19 protein-coding genes and 1 pseudogene are annotated in these 23,398 nt (G+C 69.6%); 8 read left to right on the top strand and 12 right to left on the bottom strand.

Annotation, left to right across the window (positions count from 1 at the left end; translation table 11 throughout):
- The first annotated feature begins 58 nt into the window (after positions 1-58).
- Positions 59-1,088 (top strand): annotated as a pseudogene (locus HKD39_RS20695) (intradiol ring-cleavage dioxygenase).
- Between the two features lie 100 nt (positions 1,089-1,188).
- Here the strand turns inward: HKD39_RS20695 and HKD39_RS17280 are convergent.
- Entirely contained in the window at positions 1,189-2,475 is a 1,287-nt protein-coding gene (locus HKD39_RS17280) for a glutaminase (RefSeq protein WP_171201155.1), read from the bottom strand.
- 123 nt (positions 2,476-2,598) lie between these two features.
- The gene (locus tag HKD39_RS17275; protein WP_171201120.1) at positions 2,599-4,878 is read right to left on the bottom strand and encodes an ATP-binding cassette domain-containing protein; all 2,280 of its coding nucleotides are present in this window, start codon (positions 4,876-4,878) and stop codon (positions 2,599-2,601) included.
- A gap of 61 nt (positions 4,879-4,939) precedes the next feature.
- Between HKD39_RS17275 and HKD39_RS17270 the strand changes: the two genes are divergently transcribed.
- The 3 genes from HKD39_RS17270 to HKD39_RS17260 all read left to right on the top strand — a co-directional run bounded on the left by HKD39_RS17270 (position 4,940) and on the right by HKD39_RS17260 (position 7,266).
- Positions 4,940-5,965 carry a helix-turn-helix transcriptional regulator gene (locus HKD39_RS17270; protein WP_171201119.1) on the top strand — a complete coding sequence of 342 codons (1,026 nt, stop codon included), beginning with the start codon at positions 4,940-4,942 and terminating at the stop codon, positions 5,963-5,965.
- Between the two features lie 201 nt (positions 5,966-6,166).
- Positions 6,167-6,664: a mycothiol transferase gene (locus HKD39_RS17265; RefSeq protein WP_171201118.1), complete on the top strand. Its 498-nt coding sequence runs from the start codon at positions 6,167-6,169 to the stop codon at positions 6,662-6,664.
- Between the two features lie 101 nt (positions 6,665-6,765).
- Entirely contained in the window at positions 6,766-7,266 is a 501-nt protein-coding gene (locus HKD39_RS17260; RefSeq protein WP_171201117.1) for a hypothetical protein, read from the top strand.
- Between the two features lie 69 nt (positions 7,267-7,335).
- Here the strand turns inward: HKD39_RS17260 and HKD39_RS17255 are convergent, their stop codons facing one another.
- The 3 genes from HKD39_RS17255 to HKD39_RS17245 are packed head-to-tail and all read right to left on the bottom strand — an operon-like array spanning position 7,336 to position 10,459.
- The gene (locus HKD39_RS17255) at positions 7,336-8,157 is read right to left on the bottom strand and encodes an ABC transporter ATP-binding protein (protein WP_171201116.1); all 822 of its coding nucleotides are present in this window, start codon (positions 8,155-8,157) and stop codon (positions 7,336-7,338) included.
- A complete protein-coding gene (locus HKD39_RS17250) occupies positions 8,154-9,233 on the bottom strand; it encodes an iron chelate uptake ABC transporter family permease subunit (RefSeq protein WP_171201115.1) in 1,080 nt (359 codons plus the stop codon). The genes HKD39_RS17255 and HKD39_RS17250 overlap by 4 nt, the downstream gene beginning before the upstream one ends.
- Complete coding sequence (locus HKD39_RS17245; protein WP_171201114.1) at positions 9,230-10,459, bottom strand: ABC transporter substrate-binding protein; 1,230 nt, start codon at positions 10,457-10,459, stop codon at positions 9,230-9,232. Before HKD39_RS17245 ends, HKD39_RS17250 begins: the two co-directional genes overlap by 4 nt.
- A 516-nt stretch (positions 10,460-10,975) precedes the next feature.
- Here HKD39_RS17245 and HKD39_RS17240 point away from each other — a divergent pair.
- Together HKD39_RS17240 and HKD39_RS17235 are read left to right on the top strand one after the other, a co-directional pair.
- The gene (locus tag HKD39_RS17240; protein ID WP_171201113.1) at positions 10,976-11,716 is read left to right on the top strand and encodes a hypothetical protein; all 741 of its coding nucleotides are present in this window, start codon (positions 10,976-10,978) and stop codon (positions 11,714-11,716) included.
- A 189-nt stretch (positions 11,717-11,905) separates the two neighbouring features.
- Positions 11,906-12,730 carry a siderophore-interacting protein gene (locus tag HKD39_RS17235; RefSeq protein WP_171201112.1) on the top strand — a complete coding sequence of 275 codons (825 nt, stop codon included), beginning with the start codon at positions 11,906-11,908 and terminating at the stop codon, positions 12,728-12,730.
- Between the two features lie 67 nt (positions 12,731-12,797).
- Here the strand turns inward: HKD39_RS17235 and xylB are convergent, their stop codons facing one another.
- Positions 12,798-14,195 (bottom strand): xylulokinase, encoded by a 1,398-nt coding sequence (xylB, locus tag HKD39_RS17230; RefSeq protein WP_171201111.1) that lies wholly within the window; start codon positions 14,193-14,195, stop codon positions 12,798-12,800.
- A 191-nt stretch (positions 14,196-14,386) separates the two neighbouring features.
- Here xylB and HKD39_RS17225 point away from each other — a divergent pair, with 191 nt between their 5' ends.
- Complete coding sequence (locus tag HKD39_RS17225) at positions 14,387-15,148, top strand: LGFP repeat-containing protein (protein ID WP_171201110.1); 762 nt, start codon at positions 14,387-14,389, stop codon at positions 15,146-15,148.
- A 2-nt stretch (positions 15,149-15,150) separates the two neighbouring features.
- Positions 15,151-16,365, top strand: a complete 1,215-nt coding sequence (locus HKD39_RS17220) for a glycoside hydrolase family 183 protein (RefSeq protein WP_171201109.1) — start codon at positions 15,151-15,153, stop codon at positions 16,363-16,365.
- A gap of 23 nt (positions 16,366-16,388) precedes the next feature.
- Here HKD39_RS17220 and HKD39_RS17215 read toward each other — a convergent pair whose 3' ends face one another.
- From HKD39_RS17215 to HKD39_RS17190, 6 genes are all read right to left on the bottom strand, one after another.
- Positions 16,389-17,120 carry a gamma-glutamyl-gamma-aminobutyrate hydrolase family protein gene (locus HKD39_RS17215; RefSeq protein ID WP_171201108.1) on the bottom strand — a complete coding sequence of 244 codons (732 nt, stop codon included), beginning with the start codon at positions 17,118-17,120 and terminating at the stop codon, positions 16,389-16,391.
- Positions 17,117-17,920: a 3-oxoacyl-ACP reductase gene (locus tag HKD39_RS17210; protein WP_171201107.1), complete on the bottom strand. Its 804-nt coding sequence runs from the start codon at positions 17,918-17,920 to the stop codon at positions 17,117-17,119. The genes HKD39_RS17215 and HKD39_RS17210 overlap by 4 nt, the downstream gene beginning before the upstream one ends.
- 50 nt (positions 17,921-17,970) lie before the next feature.
- Positions 17,971-19,323, bottom strand: a complete 1,353-nt coding sequence (locus tag HKD39_RS17205; RefSeq protein ID WP_171201106.1) for an aldehyde dehydrogenase family protein — start codon at positions 19,321-19,323, stop codon at positions 17,971-17,973.
- 142 nt (positions 19,324-19,465) lie between these two features.
- Positions 19,466-20,860, bottom strand: coding sequence for a glutamine synthetase family protein (locus tag HKD39_RS17200; RefSeq protein WP_171201105.1), 1,395 nt, complete (start codon positions 20,858-20,860; stop codon positions 19,466-19,468).
- Positions 20,861-20,867: 7 nt separating this feature from the next.
- Entirely contained in the window at positions 20,868-21,683 is an 816-nt protein-coding gene (locus HKD39_RS17195; protein ID WP_171201104.1) for a FadR/GntR family transcriptional regulator, read from the bottom strand.
- Positions 21,684-21,685: 2 nt separating this feature from the next.
- Positions 21,686-23,278: an amino acid permease gene (locus HKD39_RS17190; protein ID WP_171201103.1), complete on the bottom strand. Its 1,593-nt coding sequence runs from the start codon at positions 23,276-23,278 to the stop codon at positions 21,686-21,688.
- Positions 23,279-23,398: the final 120 nt, after the last annotated feature.

The following is a 23,398-nucleotide window of genomic DNA, read 5'->3' as shown; positions in this document are numbered from 1 at the left end:
ACACCATCGGGGACAACGTTTTTCCCCACGGATGCTTCTCCGACCCAAGGATTCGACGATGACCGAACCGACGCCAGGACCAGGCCAAGACCAGTTCCCAGCAGGGCCTTCGTATCAGGGCCGGCCACTGCCCCGCCCGGACGAGGAGGTGGTGGACCAGGGACTGCAATTCGACATCGGCACGGTGCTGAACCGGCGGCGCGTGCTGCGCGCTCGGCCTCGGCGCCGGGGCTGCCGCCCTGGCGGCCTGTGGCGCCGTCCAGGCCGGCAGCACCGGTAGGTCGGGCAGCACTGTTACGTCGGGCAGCACTGGTACGTCGAGCAGTACCGGCACGGGCAGCAGCGCATCGGCCGGCAGCGGATCCAGCAGCGCGGCAAGCGGTTCGGCCGGTCTCACCGAGATCCCGGACGAGACGGCCGGCCCGTACCCGGGAGACGGCTCGAACGGGCCGGACGTGCTGACCGAGTCCGGCATCGTCCGCAGCGACATCCGCTCCAGCTTCGGCACCGGGTCGGCGACGGCACCGGGCGTCCCGTTCGTCTTTGCGTTCACCATTCTTGACCTGGCCAACGGCGGTGCACCGTTCGCCGACGCGGCGGTGTATGCCTGGCACTGCAACCGGGACGGGGCATACTCGCTGTACGGCACCGGGATCGAGAACGAGAACTACCTGCGCGGGGTGCAGCTCACCGACCAGACCGGAACGGTGAGCTTCACCAGCATCTTCCCGGCCTGCTACTCAGGGCGGTGGCCGCACGTGCATTTCGAGGTCTATCCAAACCGCGCCTCGATCAGCGATGCCGGTAACGCGATCGCGACGTCGCAAATGGCGCTGCCGCAGCACATCTGCGAGCAGGTGTACGCCACCGACGGCTACCAGCAGTCGGTCGGTAACCTCGCCGGGCTCAGCCTCGGCAGCGACAACGTCTTCGGTGACGACGGCGGCGCGCACCAGCTCGCCACCGTCACCGGAAATCTCACCGCCGGCTTCCGGGCCAGCCTGGTCGCCGGGGTGGACACCGGCACCACACCGACCGGCGGCGGTGCGCCGGCCGGCGCACCCGGGCAGGGCGCCCCAGGAGGGTGAGACAGCACAGCATGGTGGGGCAGCGCAGCAGAGTGAGGCAGGGCAGCAGGGTGAGGCGGCGCAGCAGGGTGAGGCGGCGCAGCAGGGTGAGGCGGCCGACCTACTCCCTGGCGTGGTCGGCGTACCCGGTGAGGTCGTCCGCGTACTCCGGAACCGGTTGTCCCGCAGCGGGTTCCGGCAGCCTGCGCTCCGGGTCCAGCACGGTCACAGCGATGTTGTCGGCCTGCACCCGGCGGACGGCTTCGGCCAGCATGCGCTGGGCGACGTCGTTGAGCGAAGCCACCCTGCGCAGGTCGAGCACCAGCCGGTCGACACCGTCCAGCCCGTCCTGCAGGGTGTGCAGGGCCAGCTCGGCGCCGCTGAACTGGATCGCGCCCTGCAGGCTGAGTACCCGCACCCGGCGACCGGTCGGGCCGCGCAACACCCGGTCGCGCCGCACCACCGCCCTGGCCGGCTCCGGCGGCTCCATGATGTGCATGCCCATGTCGCTGGACATCCGCGAACACAGCTGCACCCCGCGCACGCTGTTGCCGTGGTCATCCAGCCGCGGCGACAGCGTCGCGATGCCCACCTGGCCGGGAAGAACGCCGAGAATCCCGCCGGAGACACCACTTTTCGCCGGGAAACCGATGGTGGACATCCAGTCGCCGGCGGCGTCGTACATGCCGCAGGTCATCATCACGCTCAACACCTGCCGCACCACCGACCGTTCGACCACCTGCTCGCCGGTGCTCGGCTGCACCCCTCCGTTGGCCAGCGTCGCGGCCATCGCGGCAAGGTCACGGCTGGTGACCAGCACCGAGCACTGCCGGGTGTAGCCCGCCACCACATCCATCGGCTCATGGTCGATGACGCCGTAGCTGCGCAGCATGTTGGCGATGGCGATGTTCCGGTAGGCGGTGTCCAGCTCCGAGGAGTAGACGGCCTCGTCCACCTCCAGCTCTCGGCCGGCGAAGGCCGAAAGCCCTTGCCGCACCAGCTCAAAGCGCTGTTCGGCGTCGGCGTCCGGTGGCCCGATCAACGCGTGGGTGGTGAGCGCGCCGGCGTTGATCATCGGATTCAGCGGCCGGCCGGAGTCCCGTTCCAGCGACAGTTCGTTGAACGCCTCGCCGCTGGGTTCAACACCGACCCGCTGCAATACGTGATCCAGTCCGTGCTCGGCGATCGCCAGCGCATAGGCGAACGGCTTCGAGATCGACTGGATCGACACCGCGACCTCGGCATCGCCGGCCTCGTACCTGGTGCCGTCGATGGTGGACAGGCACACCCCGAGCAGGTCGGGATCGGCCGCGGCCAGCTCGGGAATGTAGTCGGCGGTGGCACCCGAGGTGTCGCCGCCGCACTCGTCGAGGATCTGCTGCAGGTAATCGGGCACCGGGCTGCGCATACTGCCCATCCTGCCAAGCGTTGTCCAGGACCGCGCCGCGCCCACCCGCTGTGCTCTCCCGTACCCAGGACGCAGGGCCCAGGACGCCGGGCCGGTCCCGCCGGGCCGGGTCAGCCGGCCAGGTCAGGTGGCCAGGGCGCGGCCGGTGGGGGTGTCGGCGCCGCGATAGCCGGCGACCGGGCCGGAGTACAGCACGGTTCCACCGTGCCGGCCCGGACCGGGCCCGAGGTCGATGAGGTGATCGGCCTGTCGGATCACGTCGAGGTTGTGCTCGATCACCACAACGGTGTGACCGCCGTCCACCAGCGCCGACAGCAGCCCGACCAGCGTGTCGATGTCGCTCAGATGCAGCCCGGTGGTCGGCTCGTCCAGCAGATACAGGTTGCCGGGCCGGGCTTCTCGCAGCTCCTTGGCGATCTTCACCCGCTGCGCCTCGCCACCGGACAGTGTCGACAGTGACTGTCCCAACCGCAGGTAGCCGAGCCCAACGTCGTGCAGTTGCCGCAATCCGTGCTGAATCTGCTTGTCCGGCAACGCTTTCAGCGCCTGGGTGACGGTCAGCTCGTCGACGTCGGCGATCGAGAGCCCGTCCACCGTGTAGCCCAGCACCTCGGGGGTGAAGCGCCGGCCATTGCAGGTCTCGCAGACCACCTCCTGGCCGTCCATGAAGGCCAGGTCGGTGTAGATCACGCCGAGGCCCTTGCAGTCCGGGCAGGCGCCGGCGGAGTTGGCGCTGAACAACCCGGCGCCAACCCCGTTGCGGGCGGCGAACAATCGCCGGATCGCCGGGCCGATCCCGGTGTAGCTGATCGGCGTCGAGCGGCGGTTGGCGCTGACCGGGCGCTGGGAGATCACCGTGGCCGCGTGCTGCGCCGCCAACTCGGCAGCCAGCGACGACTTCCCCGATCCGGCGACCCCGGTGAACACCGTGAGCACGCCGGTGGGTATGTCGACGGTGACGTCCCGCAGGTTGTTCCGCTTCGCCCCGGCGATGGTGAGCGTTCCGGTCGATGTCCGCGGGGTGCTGGTGACGGCCGGCTGCGCACGCAGCGCCGTTCCGGTCGGGCCGGACGAGCGCTGCAGCTGCCGGAAACTGCCCTGGAACACCAGCCGCCCGCCGTCGGCGCCGGCACCTGGACCGATCTCGACGATCTGATCGGCCTGTGCCATCACGGCCGGGTCGTGCTCCACCACCAAGACGCTGTTGCCGTTGTCCCGCAACTGTTTCAGCAGCGTCACCATCCGGTCGACGTCGGCCGGGTGCAGCCCAACCGTCGGCTCGTCGATCACGTACAGCATCTCGGTGAGGCTGGATCCCAGGTGCCGCACCGTTTTGATGCGCTGCGACTCACCTCCGGAGAGGCTGGTGGTGGGGCGGGACAGCGTCACGTAGCCGAGGCCGATCGTCACCAGCGCCCGCAGCAACTCCAGCAGCGCCTCGATCGCCGGTCGCACCCCGGCGACCCGCTGGGTCTTGGTGTTCTCCAGCTTTTCGACGAACCGAATCAGCTCGGCCAACTCCAGCCTGGCCAGCTCACCGATGGTGCGCCCGTCGACGGTGGCGGTGCGTGCCGGCTCGGCCAGCCGGTCGCCGTGGCAGTCACCGCAGACACCGGTGCGGGTGAACTCGTTGATGGTGCGCTGTTTGCGCTCGGAGAGCTGATCGGAGGTGTGCAGGTAGATGCGGTCGAAGCGCTCAACGACGCCTTCGAAATTCTTGGGCAGCTTGACCTTCGGCGTGGCCGGTGACCCTTGCGGTGCGCTGTGGCCGTACAGCAGCGCCTGCACCAGCTGGGCCGGCCATTCCCGCAGCGGCACCTCGAGCGGGAACGCCCCGGTGTCGGCGTAGTAGCGCATCCAGTACTGGCCGTTGCCGAAGCCGGGCAGCAGCACCGCGCGGTCGGCCAGCGACTTGTCGCAGTCCAGCATCCTGTCGACAGCGCTCACCAGCACCTCGCCCAATCCGGAGCAGGCGGGGCACATCCCGGCCGGATCGTTGAACGAGAAGTGGTTCGACTCGCCGACGTGCGGGCTGCTGAGGCGGGAGAAGATCAGCCGCAGGTAGCTCCAGGTGTCGGTGATGGTGCCGACCGTCGAGCGGGCATTGCCGCCGAGCCGGCGCTGGTCGACGACGATCACCGGCGACAGCCCACCGATCCGGTCCACCTGCGGCCGTGTCCATTTCGGGAGCCGGTTCCGAGCGAACGGCGGGAACGTCTCGTTCAGCTGGAAGCCCGCCTCGGCGGCGATGGTGTCGAAGACCAGCGACGACTTGCCCGACCCGGAGACACCGACCACCACCACCAAAGCGTTGCGGGGCAGGTCGACGTCCAGGCCGGCCAGGTTGTTGGTGCTGGCGCCACGGATCACGATCGAACGGTGCGGACGGCTCGGAGTTGGCATGCCGGCACCGTATGAGCAGTTGCGGCCGGATTCTGGCCGCAATGTGCGGCACCATCGGGCCATGGCCGATGTCACCGAGCGCATGCTGGCCCTGCTGTCCGCGCTGCAGACCGGTCGCGCATTCGCCGGCGACGAGCTCGCCGACCGGCTCGGGGTGAGCGGGCGGACCCTGCGCCGGGACGTGCAGCGGTTGCGCGGCTACGGGTATCTGGTCGACACCCAGCCGGGTCCGGGCGGGCACTACCGGTTGGTGGCGGGCCGCAGCATGCCGCCGCTGGTGCTGGACGACGACGAGGCGGTGGCAACGCTGCTGGGACTGGCGTCACTGGCGAGCACTGCGCCGCTGGCCGACGGCGCTGAGGGGTTGCGCGGCAACGGTTCCGAGCCGGCCCCCGGCCGGGTGGACGCCGCGGCTACCAGGGCGTACGGCAAGCTCGATCAGCTGCTGCCGACCCGGCTGCGGCAGCAGGTGGCGGCGATCAGGGCCAGTCTGGAGACCAGCCGGGCCGCCGCCCCTGCGGTGTCGGCGGCCACCCTCAGCACGCTGGCCCAGGCGATCGCGGCCGGCGAGATCGTCACCTTCGAATACCGCTCGGGGCGGGCCGGGCCCGGCGCGGCGAGCAGCCACCGCCGGGTGGAACCGCACCGGCAGGTACACCACCTGCTGCGCTGGTACCTGGTCGGCTGGGACGTCGGCCGCGGCGACTGGCGGCTGTTCCGATTGGACCGGATGACGGACCTGCTGCGTACCGGTGCACCGGCCGCGGCCCGGGAGCTGCCGGCCGAGTCGGCGCTGGAGTACCTGCGGTCCGGCATCAACCGCCGCAAACGCCCGGTGTCGGTCGACGTGGCCGCTGCGGCGGACACCGTCGCCGACGTGGTGCGCTACCACGACGCCGAGTTGGTCCCGCTGGGCCGCGACCGCACCAGGGTGGTGCTGCAGGTGGACAGCTGGCCGTGGCTGGCATTGTTGTTGGCCCAGTTGCAGTCTCAAGCGGGAACGGTGACCCTCGACTGGGCGCCGGCAGAGCTGCGCGGCTCACTCATCAGCTTCGGCCGGCAGTTGGCCGCGCTGGCCGAGTTCTGAGAGTCCGGCTTCGCGCGCCTTGCGCGGGACGCTGTCGCCAACCGGTGCGGCGTGCATGACGCTAAGCCCACTTGTGCTCTAAGTGGGCGTATGGCTCTCGACTATGCCCAGTTGTCAGCGGTGCCGAGGCGGCACGTGCGCATGATGAGGCGCCCGCTGCGACTCGCACCCGGCCGCTGGTGGCTGCGTACTGTGACCGGCGTGGCCGACACCCAGTTCCTGCACGAGTCCGAACGTGCCGCACTCACCGGCTTTTTGGGCTGGCAGCGGGAAGGGTTGATTCGCACAGTGGTCGGTCTCACCGACGCCGAGGCCGCGACGGCGCCAACGGCGAGCACATTGTCGCTGCTCGGTCTGCTCAAACATGCCGCCACGTGGGAACACCGCTGGTTCGCGGTGGTGATGGCCGGGTTGCCGGCCGCGGACGGCTGGCCCGAGGTCCGCCCGGAACCACCCGATGTTGACCTCATCGTCGACCAGACTGACACCGTCCAGTTCTGGGTCGGTAGATACCGCGAGGCGATCACCGAATCCGATGCCATCGTCGCCGAGCGCGAACTCGGCAGCCGCTGCGCCCGCGCCGACATCATCGAGTGCAACGTGCGCTACGTGATGTTCCACATGATCGAAGAGACCGCAAGGCACGCCGGCCATGCCGACATCATCCGCGAGTCGATCGACGGCGCGACCGGGTTGTGACTCCGGGTCGGTGCGGAATGCTCCGCGGCAACGCAGTCCGGTCAGGAAACGACAGCGTCAGCTGGCTGGATCGGGCTGATCGCGTCACTACAGTGCGGAGTATGCCGGACGAGCGGGACGCTGAGCTGCCCGCGGACCTGCGGGCAGCTGTCGACAACGCCTATGCCGCGTTTGCCGCGCGGCGGATCGCCGCGGTCGGCCGGGCCGGTGAGGACTATTGCGCGCACTGCATCGACCCGGAGGACGACGCGGCGCTGCGCTCCACACCGGTCCGGGAGCTGCCGATGGATCTGGTCGGGCGGTTGCTGATGAACGCCGGCACCTGGGGCGGCGTCGCGGAACTGCGGCATGTGCTGCCGCGGGTATTGGAGGGTACGGCCGCCGACATCCTCTGGACCGACCCCGAGCTGACCGTCCGCTCGATCGGTCGCGCCGAACCCGCCGGTTTCACCGACGACGAGCGCGCCGCGCTGGCCGGCTGGGTCGCCGCGTGGTGGCCGCGGTTCAGCGGCGATCCCGACGCGCTGCCGGAGGAGGTCGACGAGGTGCGCACCGAGCTGCGGGCGTTCGGGCTGATCGACACGGCTGATCCGCTCGGCTGAACCCACCGCGGGACGACACGGCCGGTCGGCATCTCCGAGCGGCGCGAAACCGATTGATGCGCCGCGAGTTCAGGGGGCCGGCGGCGCGAAGACCGGCCGGCCCGCAGCGGTGTGCAGCACCTCGGGCCGCACGCCGTACACCTGCTCGACCAGGCCGGCAGACAGTATCTCGGCCGGTGGTCCGGCCGCCGCGACGGTGCCGTGCTCCAGCACGACGAGGTGGTCGCAGAACGCCGCTGCCAGGTTCAGATCGTGCAGCGCGGCTATCACGGTGCGGCCGGAATCCCTTGCCAGCGCAAGGATTTCCCATTGGGCGCGGAGGTCGAGGTGGTTGGTCGGTTCGTCCAGCAGCAGCACCTCGGGTTGCTGCGCCAGCGCTCTGGCCAGTTGTACGCGCTGCCGTTCGCCGCCGGACAGCGACGCCCAGCGGCGCTCGGCGAAGCTCTCCATCCCGACGGCGCGCAGCGCCTGCGCCGCGACCGTGGTGTCGCGGTCGCCGACCGGTTGCCACCGGCCCCGGTGCGGAATCCGGCCGAGCAGCACCACGTCGAGCACCGCCAGTGGCAGCTCCGTCTCGGCCTGTTGCTGCAACAGTGCCAGCAGCCGGGCCCGCTGCCGGCGGGGCACCCGGTGCAAGGGCCGCGCGCCCAGCAGCACCTCGCCGCTGCTGATCGGTTGCAGCCCGGCCAGACTGCGCAGCAGGGTGGTCTTGCCGGCCCCGTTCGGGCCGATCAACCCGGTGACGCCGGCCGGCCGCGCCGTCATGCTGACCCCGCGCAGCAGGGCCGGCCCGCGGTCGCCGGAGCGGGCCGGGTACACCACCAGCTCGGCTGCCCGCAGCTCAGCGGCGGTCCCGGCGCGGGAAGTCACCTCGTCCACAGAGAGCGTCATCGCTGCCACCTGCGCAGCAGAATCAACGCGAACACCGGCGCGCCCACCAGGCCGGTCACCACGCCCACGGGAATCTCCTGCGCCCCGAAAGCGGTGCGAGCAGCGGTATCTGCCCAGATCATGAACACCGCACCGATCGGTACCAGCAGCACCAGCAGCCGAGCGTGCGTCACCCCGACGATCATCCGCACCAGGTGTGGCAGCACCAGACCCACAAAGCCGATCGCGCCGCTGACGGCCACCGCGGTACCGGTCAGCACGGCCACCGTGAGCATCAGCACCAGCCGGGTCCGCCCGGCCGCCACCCCCAGCGATTCGGCGGCGGTGTCACCGAAGGCGAAGGCGTCCAGGTCGCGGCTGTGCGCCACCAGCACGGCGACCCCGGCGAGCACGATGGGCACCGCCGGCAGCAGCAGCGACCAGCGCGAGCCGCCCAGCGAGCCCATCAGCCACGACAGCACCTCGCGGTAGGCATCATTGCTGGCAGTCACAAAGATGACAACGCTGGTGACGGCCGAAAAGATCTGTGCCACAGCAACTCCGGCCAGCACCACCTTGCCGACACCACCGGCCGCCGAGCCCCTGGACAGCGCGAGGGTGGCTGCCAGCGCCAGCACCGCCCCGGCGAACGCCGCCATCGGCAGCGCGACGCTCAACCCGAGCAGCAGCACCGACACCGCGCCGAGGGCGGCTCCCGAAGACAGGCCAAGCAGGTAGGGGTCGGCCAGGTCGTTGCGGGTGAGCGTCTGCATCACCGCACCGCACACCGCCAACGCCGCCCCGACCAGTGCCGCGGTCAACACCCTCGGCAGCCTGATGTTCCAGACGATGCTGTGTTGTTGCGGTGTCGGGGCCGCGTCGCCGAGGCCGAGCTGGTGCGCGATCACCGTCCACACCTGGCCGGGGCCGATGCTCACCGAACCGATGCCGGTGGCCAGCGCGACGGATGCCAGCAGGGCCAGCAGCGCCAGCGCTCCGACCAGCCAGCCCCGGCGCCGCCGTCCGGAAAGCGTTGTGCCGCCCGGTTTGTGGGCCGGTGCCCTCGGCCCGCGGACGTCGGTGCTTGCGCTGGTCACGGCAGCTGCTGCCACTGCTCCGCCAGCGTGCTGACGGCTTCGACGTTGGCGACGCCCGCCTCGGTCGCCGGGAAGCGGACGGTGAGGTAACGCTGGTTGCGGACGGCGTCGACATCCTTGGCCGGTCCGGCCGCCAACTGCGCCTTCTTCTTCGCTGCGGTGTTCCAGGTGGCGTCGACCAGCACGATCAGCTGCGGATCGGCCGCCACCACCTGCTCCCAGGAGACGCTGGCCCAGGTGTCGGACACATCGGCGAAGATGTTCTGCCAGCCCAGTTCTCGCATGATCATCGCCGGGGCGCCGATCCCGGCGCCGACGTAAGGCTGGTCACTGCCGGAGGAGTACCACAGCACTCTGGGTGCCGGGCCGGAACGCGCCGCCACCTTCTTCTTGACGGCGGCCAGCGTCGCGGTGTTCTTCGCGATCAGCGCCTCGGCGCGCTCTGGCACCCCGAAAATGGCGGCCAGCTCCCTGATCTCGTTGTTCACGGTGTCGAAGGTGAGCGGGTCCGGCTGGTACTTCTTGTTCTTGCAGGCGGCCGGCGAGACGTAGCTGCGCACCCCGTCGGCCAGCAGTCCTTCCCGGTTGCCCGCACCTTGGTCGGTGAGGTTCGATTCCCATCCGGCGTACACCAGGTCGGGCGTGGCGCCCAGCAGCGCTTCCCGGCCCGGAACCTGTTGTGCCAGCTGCGGAATGCGCTCGGCGGCGGCCCGTTGCTCCGGCGGTACCGGCCCGTCCAAGAACGCCGTCCCGACGATCCGGTCGCCCAGTCCCAGCGCGAGCAGCATCTCCAGGCTGGTCGACTTGATCACCACGACGCGTTGTGGTGGCGCGGTGAACGTTTCGGAGAAGCCGCAGTTGTTCACCGTCACCGGCCGGTAGTTGCCGGCGGCGCCGCTGGCACCGGCACCGCTGGGGGCGCCGCTGGCACCGGCACTGCTGGGGGCGCCGCTGCTAGCCGCACCGCTGCTAGCCGCACCACTGCCCGCCGCACCGCCGGCTGGTTCGGTGGCCGGACCCGCGCCGTCGGGACCGCTGCCGCTGGCACCGCTGCCGCTGGTACTGCTGCCGCTGGTACTGATGCCGCTGGAACCGCTGCTGCCGGCAGCGGGCGTTGGCGCCGATCCGCAGCCGGCGAGCACGACCGCCAACGCGACCAGCGCGACCAGCGCGACTGGGCCTCGACGGAATCGGACGGACGGGGAAAGGTGGGATCGAGCGAACATGAGCGGCTTTCCGGACGTGGGACGCACTGCTGCCCGGGTCGGGGCAGCGGCGAGCGGACAGCGGCGCACACGGCGCCGGTGATGGCCTGATCCAGGCCGCCCAGCCGTCCCACGTCAGGAGCGGTCTCGTCGCGCCACAACCGGCGCGCGGGGCAGCTCCAGCCTAGCCGCTGACCGCATCGACCTCGCAGGACGAGACCGCCGGCGTCGCTGTCGGCGCCGGCCCGGCCCCGGCGCGCGACCCCGGCCAGGCCCCGGGAGCGTGGCCCGGGCCTGCGCGGCCAGCAGGGAAAAATTTTCTGACCTAAGTGTCGCAACGGGAACAACCCCGGAGCGGGTACGGCGTCATACCGAGGTCACCAAGCGCGCAAGGTCGGCACCGCAGTTCGCAGCACGCGTTATCCCAAACACCAAATCCCGCAAGGGATCAGGTCCGCCAAGGCTCACTTAGCAGTCCGGGACCGCATATCTCCAGCCACCAACAGGGAACACCATATACCTAGCAAAGGAATCGATATGAGCACCGCAGTCCGCATCACCACCACGCTCCGCAGCAAGATCAGCAGGACCGTCGCGCTGGCCGCCTTGACCGGCACCGTCGGCCTCGGCGTTGCCGGGTTGGCCACCAGTCCGGCGCTGGCCGGCAACCCGGCACCGACCCGTGTCGCGGCGGTGGCCGCCGCGCAGAGCACCCCCGTCAACGACAGGACGATGAAGCCGTTCGAGGGGCGAATCCAAGACGGCAGCACGTCATGGACCATCTCGATCCTTGGGGTGATCACCCGCACCTCGGGCACCGGACAGCAGGTCGTCTTCCAGGCCAAGGCGATCAACGGCACCGTGCTGCGGGCCAAGGTCACCTATTCCCAGGTCGGCTCGCTGCCGGTGGGGTCGTACAAGAACATCGACACCAACCACCCGGGCTTCCGGCCCGGTCCGCTGGCCACCCACTTCGCCGGCCTGGTGGGCAACTGGGACGGTCACGGCCGGCACCTCAGCATCGCCGGCAACGGCCAGGTGAAGTTCAGCTTCCGCAACTACAGCGTGCCGGTGGGTGACCCGGCGGAGCAGCAGACCGCCGAGGGCTTCCTGCGCAGCAACCGCGACGGCAGCCAGAGCGTCACCGTCTACCTGACGCACACCAACCGCCTGGCGATCGCCCACACCTACCCGGTGACCCTCAAGAACGGTGTGCTGACCGTCGCCGGCAACACCTTCTGCGGGGCCGGTGCGGGAGCGGGAACCTGCGGCGCCTGAGCAGTTGTCGGCAGTCTGTTCGACGATGCCCGTGCCAGGCAGCCTGCCGGCGCGGGCATCGTCGTGCCCGAGCGACGCTCCCATCCGCGCTCATGACGTTCTCCATCACAAGTAAGGTTATCCTAAGTTGGGAGCGGGTACCGTTGCTGGCGCCCGGAGCTCACCGATCACGTTGCACAGGAGATCCGCATGACCGCACCGACCCGCCGCAAGCGCCGCACGATGGTGATGGAGGTGATCGCCACCGAGCGGCTCACCGAGCACCTGGTCCGGGTGCACATCGGCGGCCCGGCGCTGGCCGAGTTTGCCGACAACGGGCAGACCGATCACTACGTGAAGATTCATTTCGCCAAGCCGGAGCTGGGGCTGATCCCGCCGTACGACCTGGACGTGCTGCGCGAGCAGCTGCCGCCGGAGGACCTGCCGGTCACCAGGACGTACACCATCCGCTCGGTCGGTGCGGATAGTCTTGCTATCGATTTTGTGGTGCACGGGGACGACGGCATCGCCGGTCCGTGGGCGGCCGCGGCCAAGCCGGGCGACCTGGTGGCGTTCTCCGGCCCCGGTGGCGCCTACCGTCCTGACCCCGCCGCCGACGCTCATCTCCTTGCCGGCGACGAGTCGGCGCTGCCCGCGGTGGCGGCCGCCCTTGAGGAGCTGGCGGACCAGCTGCCGGACGCCGTCGGTACCGCCTACCTCGAGGTGTACGGGCCGGACGACGAGCTGCCGCTGCGGGCGCCACGCGGGTTCGACATCCGTTGGCTGCACCGGGGTTCGACGGTCGCCGGCACCTCGACGGTGTTGTCCGACGCGGTGGCTGCGCATCCGTGGCCGTCCGGTCGGGTGCAGGTGTTCGCTCATGGTGAGCGGGAGTGCATGAAGGCCATCCGTGACGTGATGAAGGCGCGCCAGGTTCCGCGCAGCGACCTTTCGCTGTCGGGCTACTGGGCCTACGGCCGCACCGAAGATCGCTTCCAGGCCGAGAAGCGCGAGCCGATCGGCGTTGTGCTGTAACAGAGTTGTGCACAGCTTCGGCGCCGCAACTTGGAGCCCCGGCGCCCGGCGGCCGGTCCGGCACGGGCTACCGATGCGGCAGGTATCGGCGGAACTGCTCTGATATCAACGGTTCAGGGTCGGCGGGAATCAGCTCACTCGCTGGTGCCGGCCACGGTGGCGGGGCTCCGAGCAGCGTCCATGCGGCCTGGAAGGCGGCGCCTCTGGCGACGTACTCGCCCGGCTCCGGCACCACGATGTCGACGCCGAACACCTGCGCCGCCACCCGCCCGGTCAGCGCGCTGCGGGCGCCGCCGCCGATCAGGATGATGCGGTCGGTGGCGGCGCCGACCGCTCGTACCGCCTGCACGCCGATGTTGATGTTGGCCAGCATCCCCTCGAAGGCGGCCCTTGCCAGGTTGGCGGGGGTGCTGTTGGCCATGCTCAGGCCGTGCCAGCTGGCCCTGGCGGCCGGCAGGTTCGGGGTCCGCTCGCCCTCGAAGTGCGGGATCAGCACCACCCCCTGCGCGCCTGGCGGCGCCTCGGAGGCCAAGTGCGCCAACGTGTCTCGGTCGACGCCGAGCACGGCGGCGACGGTGTCGATGACCCGCGCGGCGTTCAGCGCGGCGGTCAGCGGCAGGAACCCGCCGCGGGCGTCGGCGAAACCGGCCACCGTCCCGGTCGGGTCGTGCACCGGCACCTCGGTGGGAGCGAACACGGTTCCGCTGGTGCCGATCGATACCGCCGTGTCGGTGGTCGCCAGCTGCAAACCCAATGCGGCGGCCGCATTGTCGCCGGCACCAGGTGCCATCGCGGCACCGCCGGGCAGCTCCCCGGCCGGCTCGGCCGGCCCGAGAACCCTTGGCAGCACGGCGTCATGGCCGAGCGCAAGGGCGAACAGCTCAGCGTCGTACCTGTTGCGAGCCGGGTCGAAGTAGCCGGTGCCGGACGCATCCGACCGATCGGTGGCCAGCTGCGAAAGCGCCGGGCCCAGCGGCTGCTCCGGGCCGAAACCGCGGAGCCGCCAACTCAGCCAGTCGTGCGGAAGCGCCACCGCCGCCACCTGCGCCGCGTTCTCCGGTTCGGCGTCGCGCAACCAGCGCAGCTTGCTGCAGGTGAACGACGCCACCGGAACCACCCCGATGCGCTGCGCGTACTGCGCGGCACCGACCTCGGCGATCAGTTGCTCGGCGGCCTGCGCGCTCCGGGTGTCGTTCCACAGCAGCGCCGGGCGGATCACCTGCCCGTCGCCGTCGAGCGCCACCATGCCGTGCTGCTGCCCGCCCACCGACACCGCGGCGACGTCGTCGAGGCCGCCGGCGTCGGAAACGGCCTGCCGCAGCGCATCCCACCACGCCTGCGGGTGGACCTCGGTGCCAGCGGGATGCGGAGCGGCACCGCTGCGCAGCTGCGCCCCGGACTCGGCGTCGCGGATGCTGACCTTGCACGATTGGGTGGACGAGTCGATCCCGGCGACCAGCGGCATGGCTCTACTGTGCGGCATCGCCGGCGGTGCGCGCCAGCGCGCGGGGGTGTCGGGCTCCGTTCGACGGCACGCCATGCCGCTGGTGTGCCAGCTGCCGTTCGGTGCAACGGTGTTCGGCGTCAGGTCGGCGCGGCTGCGCGCTTGCTCCGGCGGTGTTAACCTCCGGCGGACGTCCAGATCCGGGAGGATGTATGCCGCAGCTGGAAGGTCCGATCCGCGACAAGTACGTGTCCGCGGGCGGCGAAGCTGTTTTCGGTGCCGTCACCTCCGACCGGAGGTCGGTGGTCGGCGGGGTGTACCAGACGTGCGAGCGTGCCGTGTTCTACCTCAAGGACTCCTCGGCCGAGGCGTTCTTCACGCGCGGCTTGATCTTCGACAAGTGGGGGACGGTCCGCAACGCGCAAGGGCGGGGCTGGGAGCAGGGTCCGCTCGGCTGGCCGGTGTCCGACGAGTATCGGGTGGCCCGAGAGTTGGGCGCTGGTCAGCGATTCGAGCGTGGCACTTTCTTCTACCGGGACGGCCAACCCGAAGCGTTCTGGTCAACCGGGTTGATTCTGGACAAGTACGGCAGCGTCGGCTGGGAGCAGGGCGATCTCGGATTCCCGGTCACCGACCACGCCATGACCCCGGACGGCCGTGGCGCGTTCCAGCATTTCGCCGGGACCGACCTGCCCGCCTCCATCTACTACAACCCGAACCAGGGCAGGGCGTGGATCGTCAGGGGCGTGATCCGCGCCTTCTACGCCGCGTCCGGCTGGGAGCGTGGGGTGCCGTTCGGGCCCGGATCGCCGTGGCTGACCGGCTTTCCGCTGGGCGATGAGTACCTGACCGCCGCGTCCTACGCGAAACCGGGGCAGCCGGCGGACGCCTTCGAGCAGGACTTCGAGGGCGCCAACATCTATTGGCCGCGGATCGGCTCTGCAGAGTTCGTCGACCCGGCCTACAAGGGATGATCATGAGGGATGAACGCGGGGCCGCGGCCGGGCCGACATCTGGCCTCACCCGGTCCGCCTTTCTGCGCGGGGCAGCGCTGACCATGGGAGCCTCGGTCGGCGGGCTGGTGCTGGGCGCCGGCCCGGCGGCCGCGGCGGCAGGGCGGGTGCCGGGGCAGAGCGCGCCGACCACGGATGGTTTGACGGCGACCTTCATCGGCGACCTCACCGGCACGGCCAACACCGGCCGATTCCGGGTCGGCGGCACCGATCTCGGGATGCCGATCCGGACGCCCGATGGCCGAATGCTCTTCATCTTCGGCGACACCTTCGCCGAGGACACCTCGGACGGCACCTTCCATCGAGCGCCGGTCGGCCTGTATTCCAGCACCACCGACCTGAACTCGAAGGTGGTGTTCGACGGTGCCGTCGGAGCCGATCGGGATCCGAACGGGGCGGCCCGATCGCTGATCGAGTACGACCAGATCGCGCCGCGCTTCACCACCATCCTGCCGTCGGACATCATCGCCGTCGGCAGTCGCCTCGTTGTTCACGTGATGGTGGTCGACGGCGACTTCCCGAACGTGCGGCGGACCGAGAACTGGTACTCGGACGACAACGGCCGGAGCTGGCACCTTGGTTGCCGCATCCCGTCCCAAGGTGCCGACGCCGATGGATTCGGCAAGTGGGGCAGGATGTTCCAGCAGTTGACCTGGGCGGTCAATCCGGCCGACGGCATGGTCTATATCCTGAGCAGCACCTTCGCCAGGGACAGCGGGATCATCCTGTCCCGGGTGCCGCAACAGCACATTCTCGACCCGAGGCGATATCAGCCGTGGGGCTTCACCTCCGGCACCGGCTGGCAATGGGGTAACCCGCCGACGCCGGTGCTGGGCGGCCGGTTCGGCGAGATGACGCTGCGACCCGTCGACGGCAAGTGGCTGTTCACCTTCCACGCCTCCCGCGACGACGTCGGCGACTACCGGATCGACGCCATGGTGTTCGACCAGCCGACCTCCGATCTGACCAAGGCGGTGCGCACCACGCTGTTGCAGATTGCTCCGTGGGACAACGAATCGGTCACCGGGGTCGCGCAGCTCTACGGCGGGTTCGTGATTCCCGGCTCGTCCCTCAACGACTTCCACCTGGCCGTCTCTCAGTGGAACACCGGGACTCTCTGGCCGTATCACGTGCAGCAGTTCAGGTTTCAGGGCCTGCGCGACAGGTTCAACGTCTGACCCTGGAAGGCTGGGCTGCCCGGTCAGCGGCCGGCGTCGACCAGCGCCTGGAAGAGCCGGGCGTCGCGCCCAGTTTCCGGATGCCACTGCACCGCAATGCAGAAGCGGCCGCCCGGCCGCTCGATGGCCTCAAGCACCCCGTCCGCGCTGCGGGCGACCGCGGTGAATCCCGGGTGGGTGGCAACCGCCTGGTGGTGATGGCAAGCGGCCCGCACGCCGTCGCCGACCGCGGCTGCCACCGCTGAGCCGGCCTGCACAGCGATCTCGACGCTGCCGTACCGGTCGCCACCCGGCGAGTGAACAGTGCTGCCCCGCAACAACTCCGGGACGTGCTGGTGCAGCGTCCCGCCGCCGGCAACGGCCATCAACTGCATACCGCGGCAGACGCCGAGCAGCGGTAGCCCGGCGGCGTCGGCGGCGGCGATCAGCGCCAGCTCCCAGGCGTCCCGGTCGGTGCGCGGCGGATCGGTCAGCGGGCCGGCGGCAGCTCCGTACCTGGTCGGGTCGACGTCCGCGCCGCCGGTGATCACCAACGCGTCCAGCCGGTTCACCGCAGCGGCCGCCGCGGTCGCCAGGGCGCCGGCCAGGCGGTCAGCGGCCGGCAGCAGCACCGGCAGACCGCCACCCCGCACCACCATGTCCGCATAGTCGGTCGGCAGCAGATCCGCTGCGGTGTCCCACACTCCCCAGCGCGCCGGTTCCCGATAACACGACAGGCCCACCAACGGCTGGCCGCCGGCAGCGGCGGCCGTCACGAGATCGGGGTGACGTATGCGCCGGTGATGCCCCCGTCCACCAGGAACGCATTGGCGGTGATGAACGACGACTCGTCGGAGGCGAGAAACAGCACAGCGTTGGCAATCTCGGCCGGTTCGGCGAACCGGCCCATCGGCACGTGCACCAACCTCCGCTCGGCCCGCTCCGGATCGGCGGCGAAAAGTTCCTGCAGCAGCGGCGTATTCACCGGTCCTGGGCACAACGCGTTAACCCGAACGCCCTGCCGGGCGAACTGCACACCGAGTTCCCTTGACATCGACAGCACCCCACCCTTCGAGGCGGAGTAGGAGATCTGCGAGGTGGCGGCGCCCATCACCGCGACGAACGAAGCCGTGTTGATGATCGAGCCGCGGCCCTGCTCCAGCATGTACGGCAGCACCGCCTTGCAGCACAGGTACACCGAGGTCAGGTTGACGTCCTGCACCTTGCGCCAGGCCGCCAGGTCGGTGTCCAGGATCGAATCGTCCTCCGGCGGACTGATACCCGCGTTGTTGAAAGCGATGTCGACCGAACCGAACTCGTCACTAGCCACCCGGAACAGCTCGGCCACCTGCTCCGGCTCGGTGACGTCAACATGCACGTACCGGGCCACCTCCGGGCCGCCGAGCTGCTCGGCCAGCTGGCCGCCGGCATCGTCGGCGAGGTCGCCGATCACCACCCTGGCGCCCTCATCGACGAACCGCCTGACGCTGGCGAGGCCAATCCCCGAGGCACCACCGGTGACGACGGCGACCTTCCCGTCGAGTCGGCCGGGTCGAGCGGTGGAAGGTGCTGACATTGCAAGATCCTTTCGAGACTGCTTGACGTTCAACGGATGTGCCGAGCAGGTCAGTGCGCGATGAAGACGTTCTTCTCTTCGGTGAAGGCATACGGTGCGTCCGGACCGAGCTCCCGGCCGATACCGCTGTGCTTGTAACCGCCGAACGGCGTCCAGTAACGCACCGACGAGTGGCTGTTCACCGACAGGTTGCCGCTGCGGATGCCGCGGCTCACCCGCAGCGCCCGGCCGACATCGCTGGTGAAGATCGACCCGGACAGGCCGTACTCCGAATCATTGGCCAGCGCAACGGCTTCCTGCTCGTCGTCGAACGGCAGCACCGCGACGACCGGGCCGAAGACTTCCTCCCGCCAGATCGGCTCTGTGGTGGACCGGGACTCGACGACGGTCGGCGGCAGCCACCACCCCGGCCCGTCGGGAGCGCGGCCGGTGAACGCCACCGATGCTGCGCCGAGGTAGCGCTGCACCGACTCGCGCTGCTGGGCCGAAACCAACGGGCCCATCTCGCTGCGTTCGTCAGCGGGATCGAGCACCTTGACATCGGCGACGGCCTGCTGGAACCGGTCGAGGAACTGCGAATACACGGTGCGCTGCACCAGGATCCGCGATCGTGCGCAGCAATCCTGCCCGGCATTGTCGAACACCGCGGACGGTGCGCTGGCGGCTGCGGCGGCCAGGTCGGCGTCGTCGAAGATGACGTTCGCGCTCTTCCCGCCGAGTTCGAGAGTCACCGGTTTCAGCTGGGCCGCGCAGCCCGCCATGATCTGCTTGCCGACGCTGGTCGAACCGGTGAACACCACCTTGGCAATGTCGGGATGGGTGACGAACCGCTCGCCGACAACGGCGCCGCGGCCGGGGATCACCGTGAACACCCCGTCAGGGATTCCGGCCATGGTGGCGAGCTCGGCGAGCCGCAGTGCGGTGAGCGGGGTCAGCTCGGCCGGCTTGAGCACCACCGTGTTCCCGGCGGCAAGGGCAGGCGCGAAACCCCAGGCGGCGATCGGCATCGGGAAGTTCCACGGAACAATCACCCCGACAACGCCGAGCGGTTCGTGGAAGGTGACATCGGTGCCACCGGGAACCGGGATCTGCTTGCCCACCAGGCGTTCCGGGGCGCCGGCGTAGTAGTTCAGGCAATCGCGAACGTTGCCGGCCTCCCACCTGGCGTTGCCGATGGTGTGCCCGGCGTTGGCCACCTCCAGCTGTGCCAGCTCGTCGATGTGCGCGTCGACGACGGCGGCGAAGCCGCGCAGCAACCGGGCCCGCTCACCCGGCGCCAGAGCCGCCCAGGCCGGCCAGGCCTCGGCGGCCCTGGCGATCGCGGCGTCGGTCTCGGCCAGGTTGCTGGCCGGAACCTGTTGCGGCAGTGGTTGTTCGGTCGCCGGGTTGATCAGCGTGGTCACGCGGTGCCTCTCGAAATCGTGGGGGTGGATGGTGGGCCATGGAGTTCGGGGGAGGTGCCGTCACGCTGGTGGCTGCCGGTGGGTCAGCACCGTCTCAGCGCTGTTCAGCACTGTTCAGCACGGTTTAGCGCCGGTCAGCAGTTCACAATCGTTCAAAGCCGCGGCGCAACTCCCAGTCGGTGACGGCCGCGTCGAAGGCCTCCAGCTCCACCTCGGCCATTCTGGCGTAGTGCTCGACCACATCGTCGCCGAAGGCCGTCCTTGCCGGTTCGGAGGCGACGAACCGTTCCCGCGCAGCGCTCAGCGTGCGCGGTACCCGAGGCAGATCGCTGGCATAAGCGTTGCCCGCCACCGGTTCAGGCAGTTCCAGCTGCGCCTGGATGCCGTGCAGACCACCGGCGATCATCGCCGCCAGTGCCAGGTAGGGGTTGACGTCCGCCCCCGGTACCCGGTTCTCCAGCCTGGCGGAGGCGCCGCGGCCGACCAATCGCACCGCGCAAGTGCGGTTGTCCTCACCCCAGGCGATGGTGGTGGGGGCGAACGAACCGTCGGCGAACCGCTTGTAGGAGTTGATGTTCGGGGCGTACAGCAGGGTGAAGTCGGCCATCGTCGCGAGCAGCCCGGCAACGAATTGGTTGTACAGCGTCGATCTCGCACCGCCGCCCCAGAAACTGAGCTCGCCGGACGCCCCGCGCAGCGACAGGTGGATATGGCACGAGTTGCCCTCCCGCTCGTCGTACTTGGCCATGAACGTCACCGATTTGCCGTGCTGGGCGGCGATCTCCTTGATAGCGGTCTTGTACACGGCGTGGTTGTCGGCGGTGGTGAGCGCATCGGCGAACAGGAAGCCCACCTCGTGCTGACCGAAGTTGCACTCGCCCTTGGCGGATTCGGTGTCCAGGCCGGCCGCGTACATGTGATTGCGGACGTCCCGCAGGAACGGTTCGATCCGGCTGGTGCCCAGCAGCGAGTAGTCGACGTTGTACTGGTTGGCCGGCGTCAGGTGCCGCCAGTCGAGTTCTTGGGCCTGCTCGTAGCTGTTGTTGAAGGTGATGAACTCGAGTTCGGTTCCGGCCTGCGCCACCAGGTCCCGATCGGCCAGCCGGTCGAGCTGGGCGCGCAGCACGGTGCGCGGCGATGGCCGCACCGGGGTGTGGTCGAGCCAGACCAGGTCACACTGGATCAAGACGGTTCCCGGCAGGTATGCAAGCCGCCGGATGGTGGAGTAGTCGGGAACAAACTCCATGTCGCCGTAGCCGCGCGCCCACGACGAGATCGCGTACCCGTCAACGGTATTCATGTCGACGTCAACCGCGAGCAGGTAGTTGCAGCCCTCGGTGCCGTGCTCCCGCGCCACGTCGCGGAAGTAGGCGGCGTGCAGCCGTTTGCCCTGCAGCCGGCCCTGCATGTCGGTGAAGGCCAGCACGACGGTGTCGATCTGGCCGGCGTCGATCTCGGCGACCAGCTCGTCCAGCGTCAGGAAGCGCTCGTTCGGGCGCGACCGGGTCGTGGTCTGCTGGTGTGGCTCGGAAGTCATGGTGTCCTCAGCCGATCAGGCCGCGCAGCAGCGCGGCGGTGTCGTCGCAGTGTTCTTCCATCACCCGGCGGGCGCGGGTCGCCTTGCCGGCCAGCACCGCCTCGGTCACCTGCCGGTGCTGCTCGTTGGAGTGATCGATGTTCGGTGCCAGCACCGGGATCGCGATCAGCATCTCGTGCAGATCGCGCTGGGTCCGTGCCACCGCGTCCATCAACAGCGGCGAGCCGGACGCCTGCGCAAGGGCCAGATGGAAGCGGGAGTCGGCCTGCCGGTGCAGCGCCGGTTCACCGGCGGACGAGACCTCGGCCTGCCTGCGCTCCAAGGTCTCGACGACGTCCGGTTCGAGTTCCCCGGCGGCCACCCGCGCCGCCGCCTGCGCGGCCGCGCCCGGTTCGACGACGCGGCGGAAGGTGAGCGCGTCCAGCATCTGTTCCCGTGGCAGCGCACGGGCTTTCGCGGCGCTGCCGCTGCCCGGCGTCTCCGGGCGGTGCCGCACCACGGTGCCGCCGCCGCGACCGCGTCTGGTCTCCAGCAGCCCGGCCTGCCGCAGCGCCGCGATGGCCTCCCGCACCGTCGCGCGGGACACTCCCATCAGCGCGGCCAGCTCGCGCTCGGGTGGCAGCGCCGCCCCGTGCGGGTACGCGCCGAGCCGAATCGCGGTGCCCAATTGCTCGACGCACGACTCGAACGCGTGCAGGGCGCGCACCGGCCGGAGCACCGCGGCACCCAGCGGCTGGGCCCCCGGATCGGCCCCGAGTTCGGGCTCGGGTTTGGACAACGGTTTGGACAGCGGCGTGGACAACGGTTTGGACAGCGCTGACATGCCTACAGCTTCTCAAGATCGGCGCGGCCGCCGCTGGTCCGTCGTGCCATGAAGTGCTTGCGCCCGCCGAGCACCCAGCTGACCGCCGCGAACACGGCGACCACCAGCACCGCGACCGGCGCGTAGTTGAAGCTGTCGACGGTGATCGGGCTGCTGGGCGGCAGCACGAACAACACGCAGATGATGACCACCCACACCACTGCCACCCAACCGATCAGCCCGCTGAACCGGCCAAGGTGCCACGGCCCTGGGACAAAGTCGGATCGCCTGCGCCGCAGGAACACCGGAACGACGTACGCGATGTACAGGCCGATCACGGCGATGGAGGTGACCGCAAGGTAGGCGGTGGTGTTGAACAGCGCCGGCAGCGCCAGGATCACCGACAGCGTGACGCACAGCCAGATCGAGTTGGTGGGAGTCCCGGTGCGCGGGTTGACCTTTGCCCAGATCCGCGAGCCGGGCAGCGCGCCGTCCCGGGAGAAGGCGAACGTCATCCTGGAGTTGGCGGTGACCGACGCCATGCCGCAGAAGAACTGCGCGATGCACACGATGAACAGCAAGAACTTCGCCATGAACGGGTTGTTCAGCGCGTCAAGGAAGATCTGCGCCGGCGGCAGGCCGGTGTCGGTGGCGGCCAGCCTGGTCAGCCCCTGCTGAGAGTTGTCGGTGATGGCAGCGGTGATCGAGAACAGCAGCAGGAACCCGCCGATCACCGAGACCAGCACGCTCATCACGATGCCGCGCGGGGCGCTGCGCGCGGCGCCCTTGGTCTCTTCGGCGACGTGCGCGGAGGCGTCGTAGCCGGTGTAGGTGTACTGGGCCATCAGCAGACCCATCAAAAAGACATACGGTCCGAAGGTCCAGCCGGTCTCGTTGTGCCAGCCGGTCAACGTCCAACCCACCGACTGGTGACTGTCCGGCAGGATCCACAGCACCGCGATGATGATGAGCGCGCCGAACACGTGCCACCAGGCAGACACGTTGGACAGCAACGACACCAGGCTCACCCCGAAGGTGTTCAGCAGGGCGTGCACCAGCACGATGATCACGAAAAGACCGAAGGTGCGCCCGGCCGTCACCTCGGTGCCCCACACCAGGTTCATGAACGCCATCCAGGTGGTGGCGCAGCCGAAATCGATGGCCGCGGTGACGGCGATCTCCCCCATGAAGTTGAACCAGCCGACGAACCACGCCCAGGCCCGCTTGTTCTTCTTCGCCAGCTCACCGGCCCAGAAGTACAGCCCACCGGCGGTGGGGTAGCGCGAGCACACCTCGGCCATCGCCATCGCAACGCACAACACGAACACCCCGACGATCAGCCACCCGAGCACCAGCGTCGACGGCCCACCGGATTTCAACGCGATGCCGTACGAGGTGATGCAGCCAGCCAGGATCGAGATGATCGAGAACGAGACGGCGAAGTTGGAGAAGCCGCTCATCCCTCTGTGCAGTTCTTGGGTGTAGCCCATCTCGGCCAGCCGGGCGGCGTCCGGGTCGACGTCGTGATCGACCTCGGTTGCAGCGGCGCCGGCCGCGGCGGTCAGGCTGACCTCGCCGGCATCGGCTGAGATGGAGCGATCGGCTGGTTCCGGCATGACGGCCTCCGACGGACGGGCGGGCAGGGTGTCGTGCGAGAAAGGCGACGCCGTCGACGCGGGCCGGCAGCGCTGGAGTGCTGGCAAGTGCGGTGAAGCTGGCACGACGACCTAAGCAGT

Origin of the sequence: Nakamurella aerolata (assembly GCF_013002705.1) — a bacterium.
Classification (GTDB): domain Bacteria; phylum Actinomycetota; class Actinomycetes; order Mycobacteriales; family Nakamurellaceae; genus Nakamurella; species Nakamurella aerolata.
This window is presented reverse-complemented; position numbering and strand designations above follow the sequence as displayed.

What these genes read in the sequence shown, in the direction of transcription:
- HKD39_RS17280 (WP_171201155.1), bottom strand. Translation starts at nt 2,475, where the DNA reads ATGCGCAGCCCGGTGCCCGATTACCTGCAGCAGATCCTCGACGAGTGC.
- HKD39_RS17275 (WP_171201120.1), bottom strand. Translation starts at nt 4,878, where the DNA reads ATGCCAACTCCGAGCCGTCCGCACCGTTCGATCGTGATCCGTGGCGCC.
- HKD39_RS17270 (WP_171201119.1), top strand. Translation starts at nt 4,940, where the DNA reads ATGGCCGATGTCACCGAGCGCATGCTGGCCCTGCTGTCCGCGCTGCAG.
- HKD39_RS17260 (WP_171201117.1), top strand. Translation starts at nt 6,766, where the DNA reads ATGCCGGACGAGCGGGACGCTGAGCTGCCCGCGGACCTGCGGGCAGCT.
- HKD39_RS17255 (WP_171201116.1), bottom strand. Translation starts at nt 8,157, where the DNA reads ATGACGCTCTCTGTGGACGAGGTGACTTCCCGCGCCGGGACCGCCGCT.
- HKD39_RS17245 (WP_171201114.1), bottom strand. Translation starts at nt 10,459, where the DNA reads ATGTTCGCTCGATCCCACCTTTCCCCGTCCGTCCGATTCCGTCGAGGC.
- HKD39_RS17240 (WP_171201113.1), top strand. Translation starts at nt 10,976, where the DNA reads ATGAGCACCGCAGTCCGCATCACCACCACGCTCCGCAGCAAGATCAGC.
- HKD39_RS17235 (WP_171201112.1), top strand. Translation starts at nt 11,906, where the DNA reads ATGACCGCACCGACCCGCCGCAAGCGCCGCACGATGGTGATGGAGGTG.
- xylB (WP_171201111.1), bottom strand. Translation starts at nt 14,195, where the DNA reads ATGCCGCTGGTCGCCGGGATCGACTCGTCCACCCAATCGTGCAAGGTC.
- HKD39_RS17225 (WP_171201110.1), top strand. Translation starts at nt 14,387, where the DNA reads ATGCCGCAGCTGGAAGGTCCGATCCGCGACAAGTACGTGTCCGCGGGC.
- HKD39_RS17220 (WP_171201109.1), top strand. Translation starts at nt 15,151, where the DNA reads ATGAGGGATGAACGCGGGGCCGCGGCCGGGCCGACATCTGGCCTCACC.
- HKD39_RS17210 (WP_171201107.1), bottom strand. Translation starts at nt 17,920, where the DNA reads ATGTCAGCACCTTCCACCGCTCGACCCGGCCGACTCGACGGGAAGGTC.
- HKD39_RS17200 (WP_171201105.1), bottom strand. Translation starts at nt 20,860, where the DNA reads ATGACTTCCGAGCCACACCAGCAGACCACGACCCGGTCGCGCCCGAAC.
- HKD39_RS17195 (WP_171201104.1), bottom strand. Translation starts at nt 21,683, where the DNA reads ATGTCAGCGCTGTCCAAACCGTTGTCCACGCCGCTGTCCAAACCGTTG.
- HKD39_RS17190 (WP_171201103.1), bottom strand. Translation starts at nt 23,278, where the DNA reads ATGCCGGAACCAGCCGATCGCTCCATCTCAGCCGATGCCGGCGAGGTC.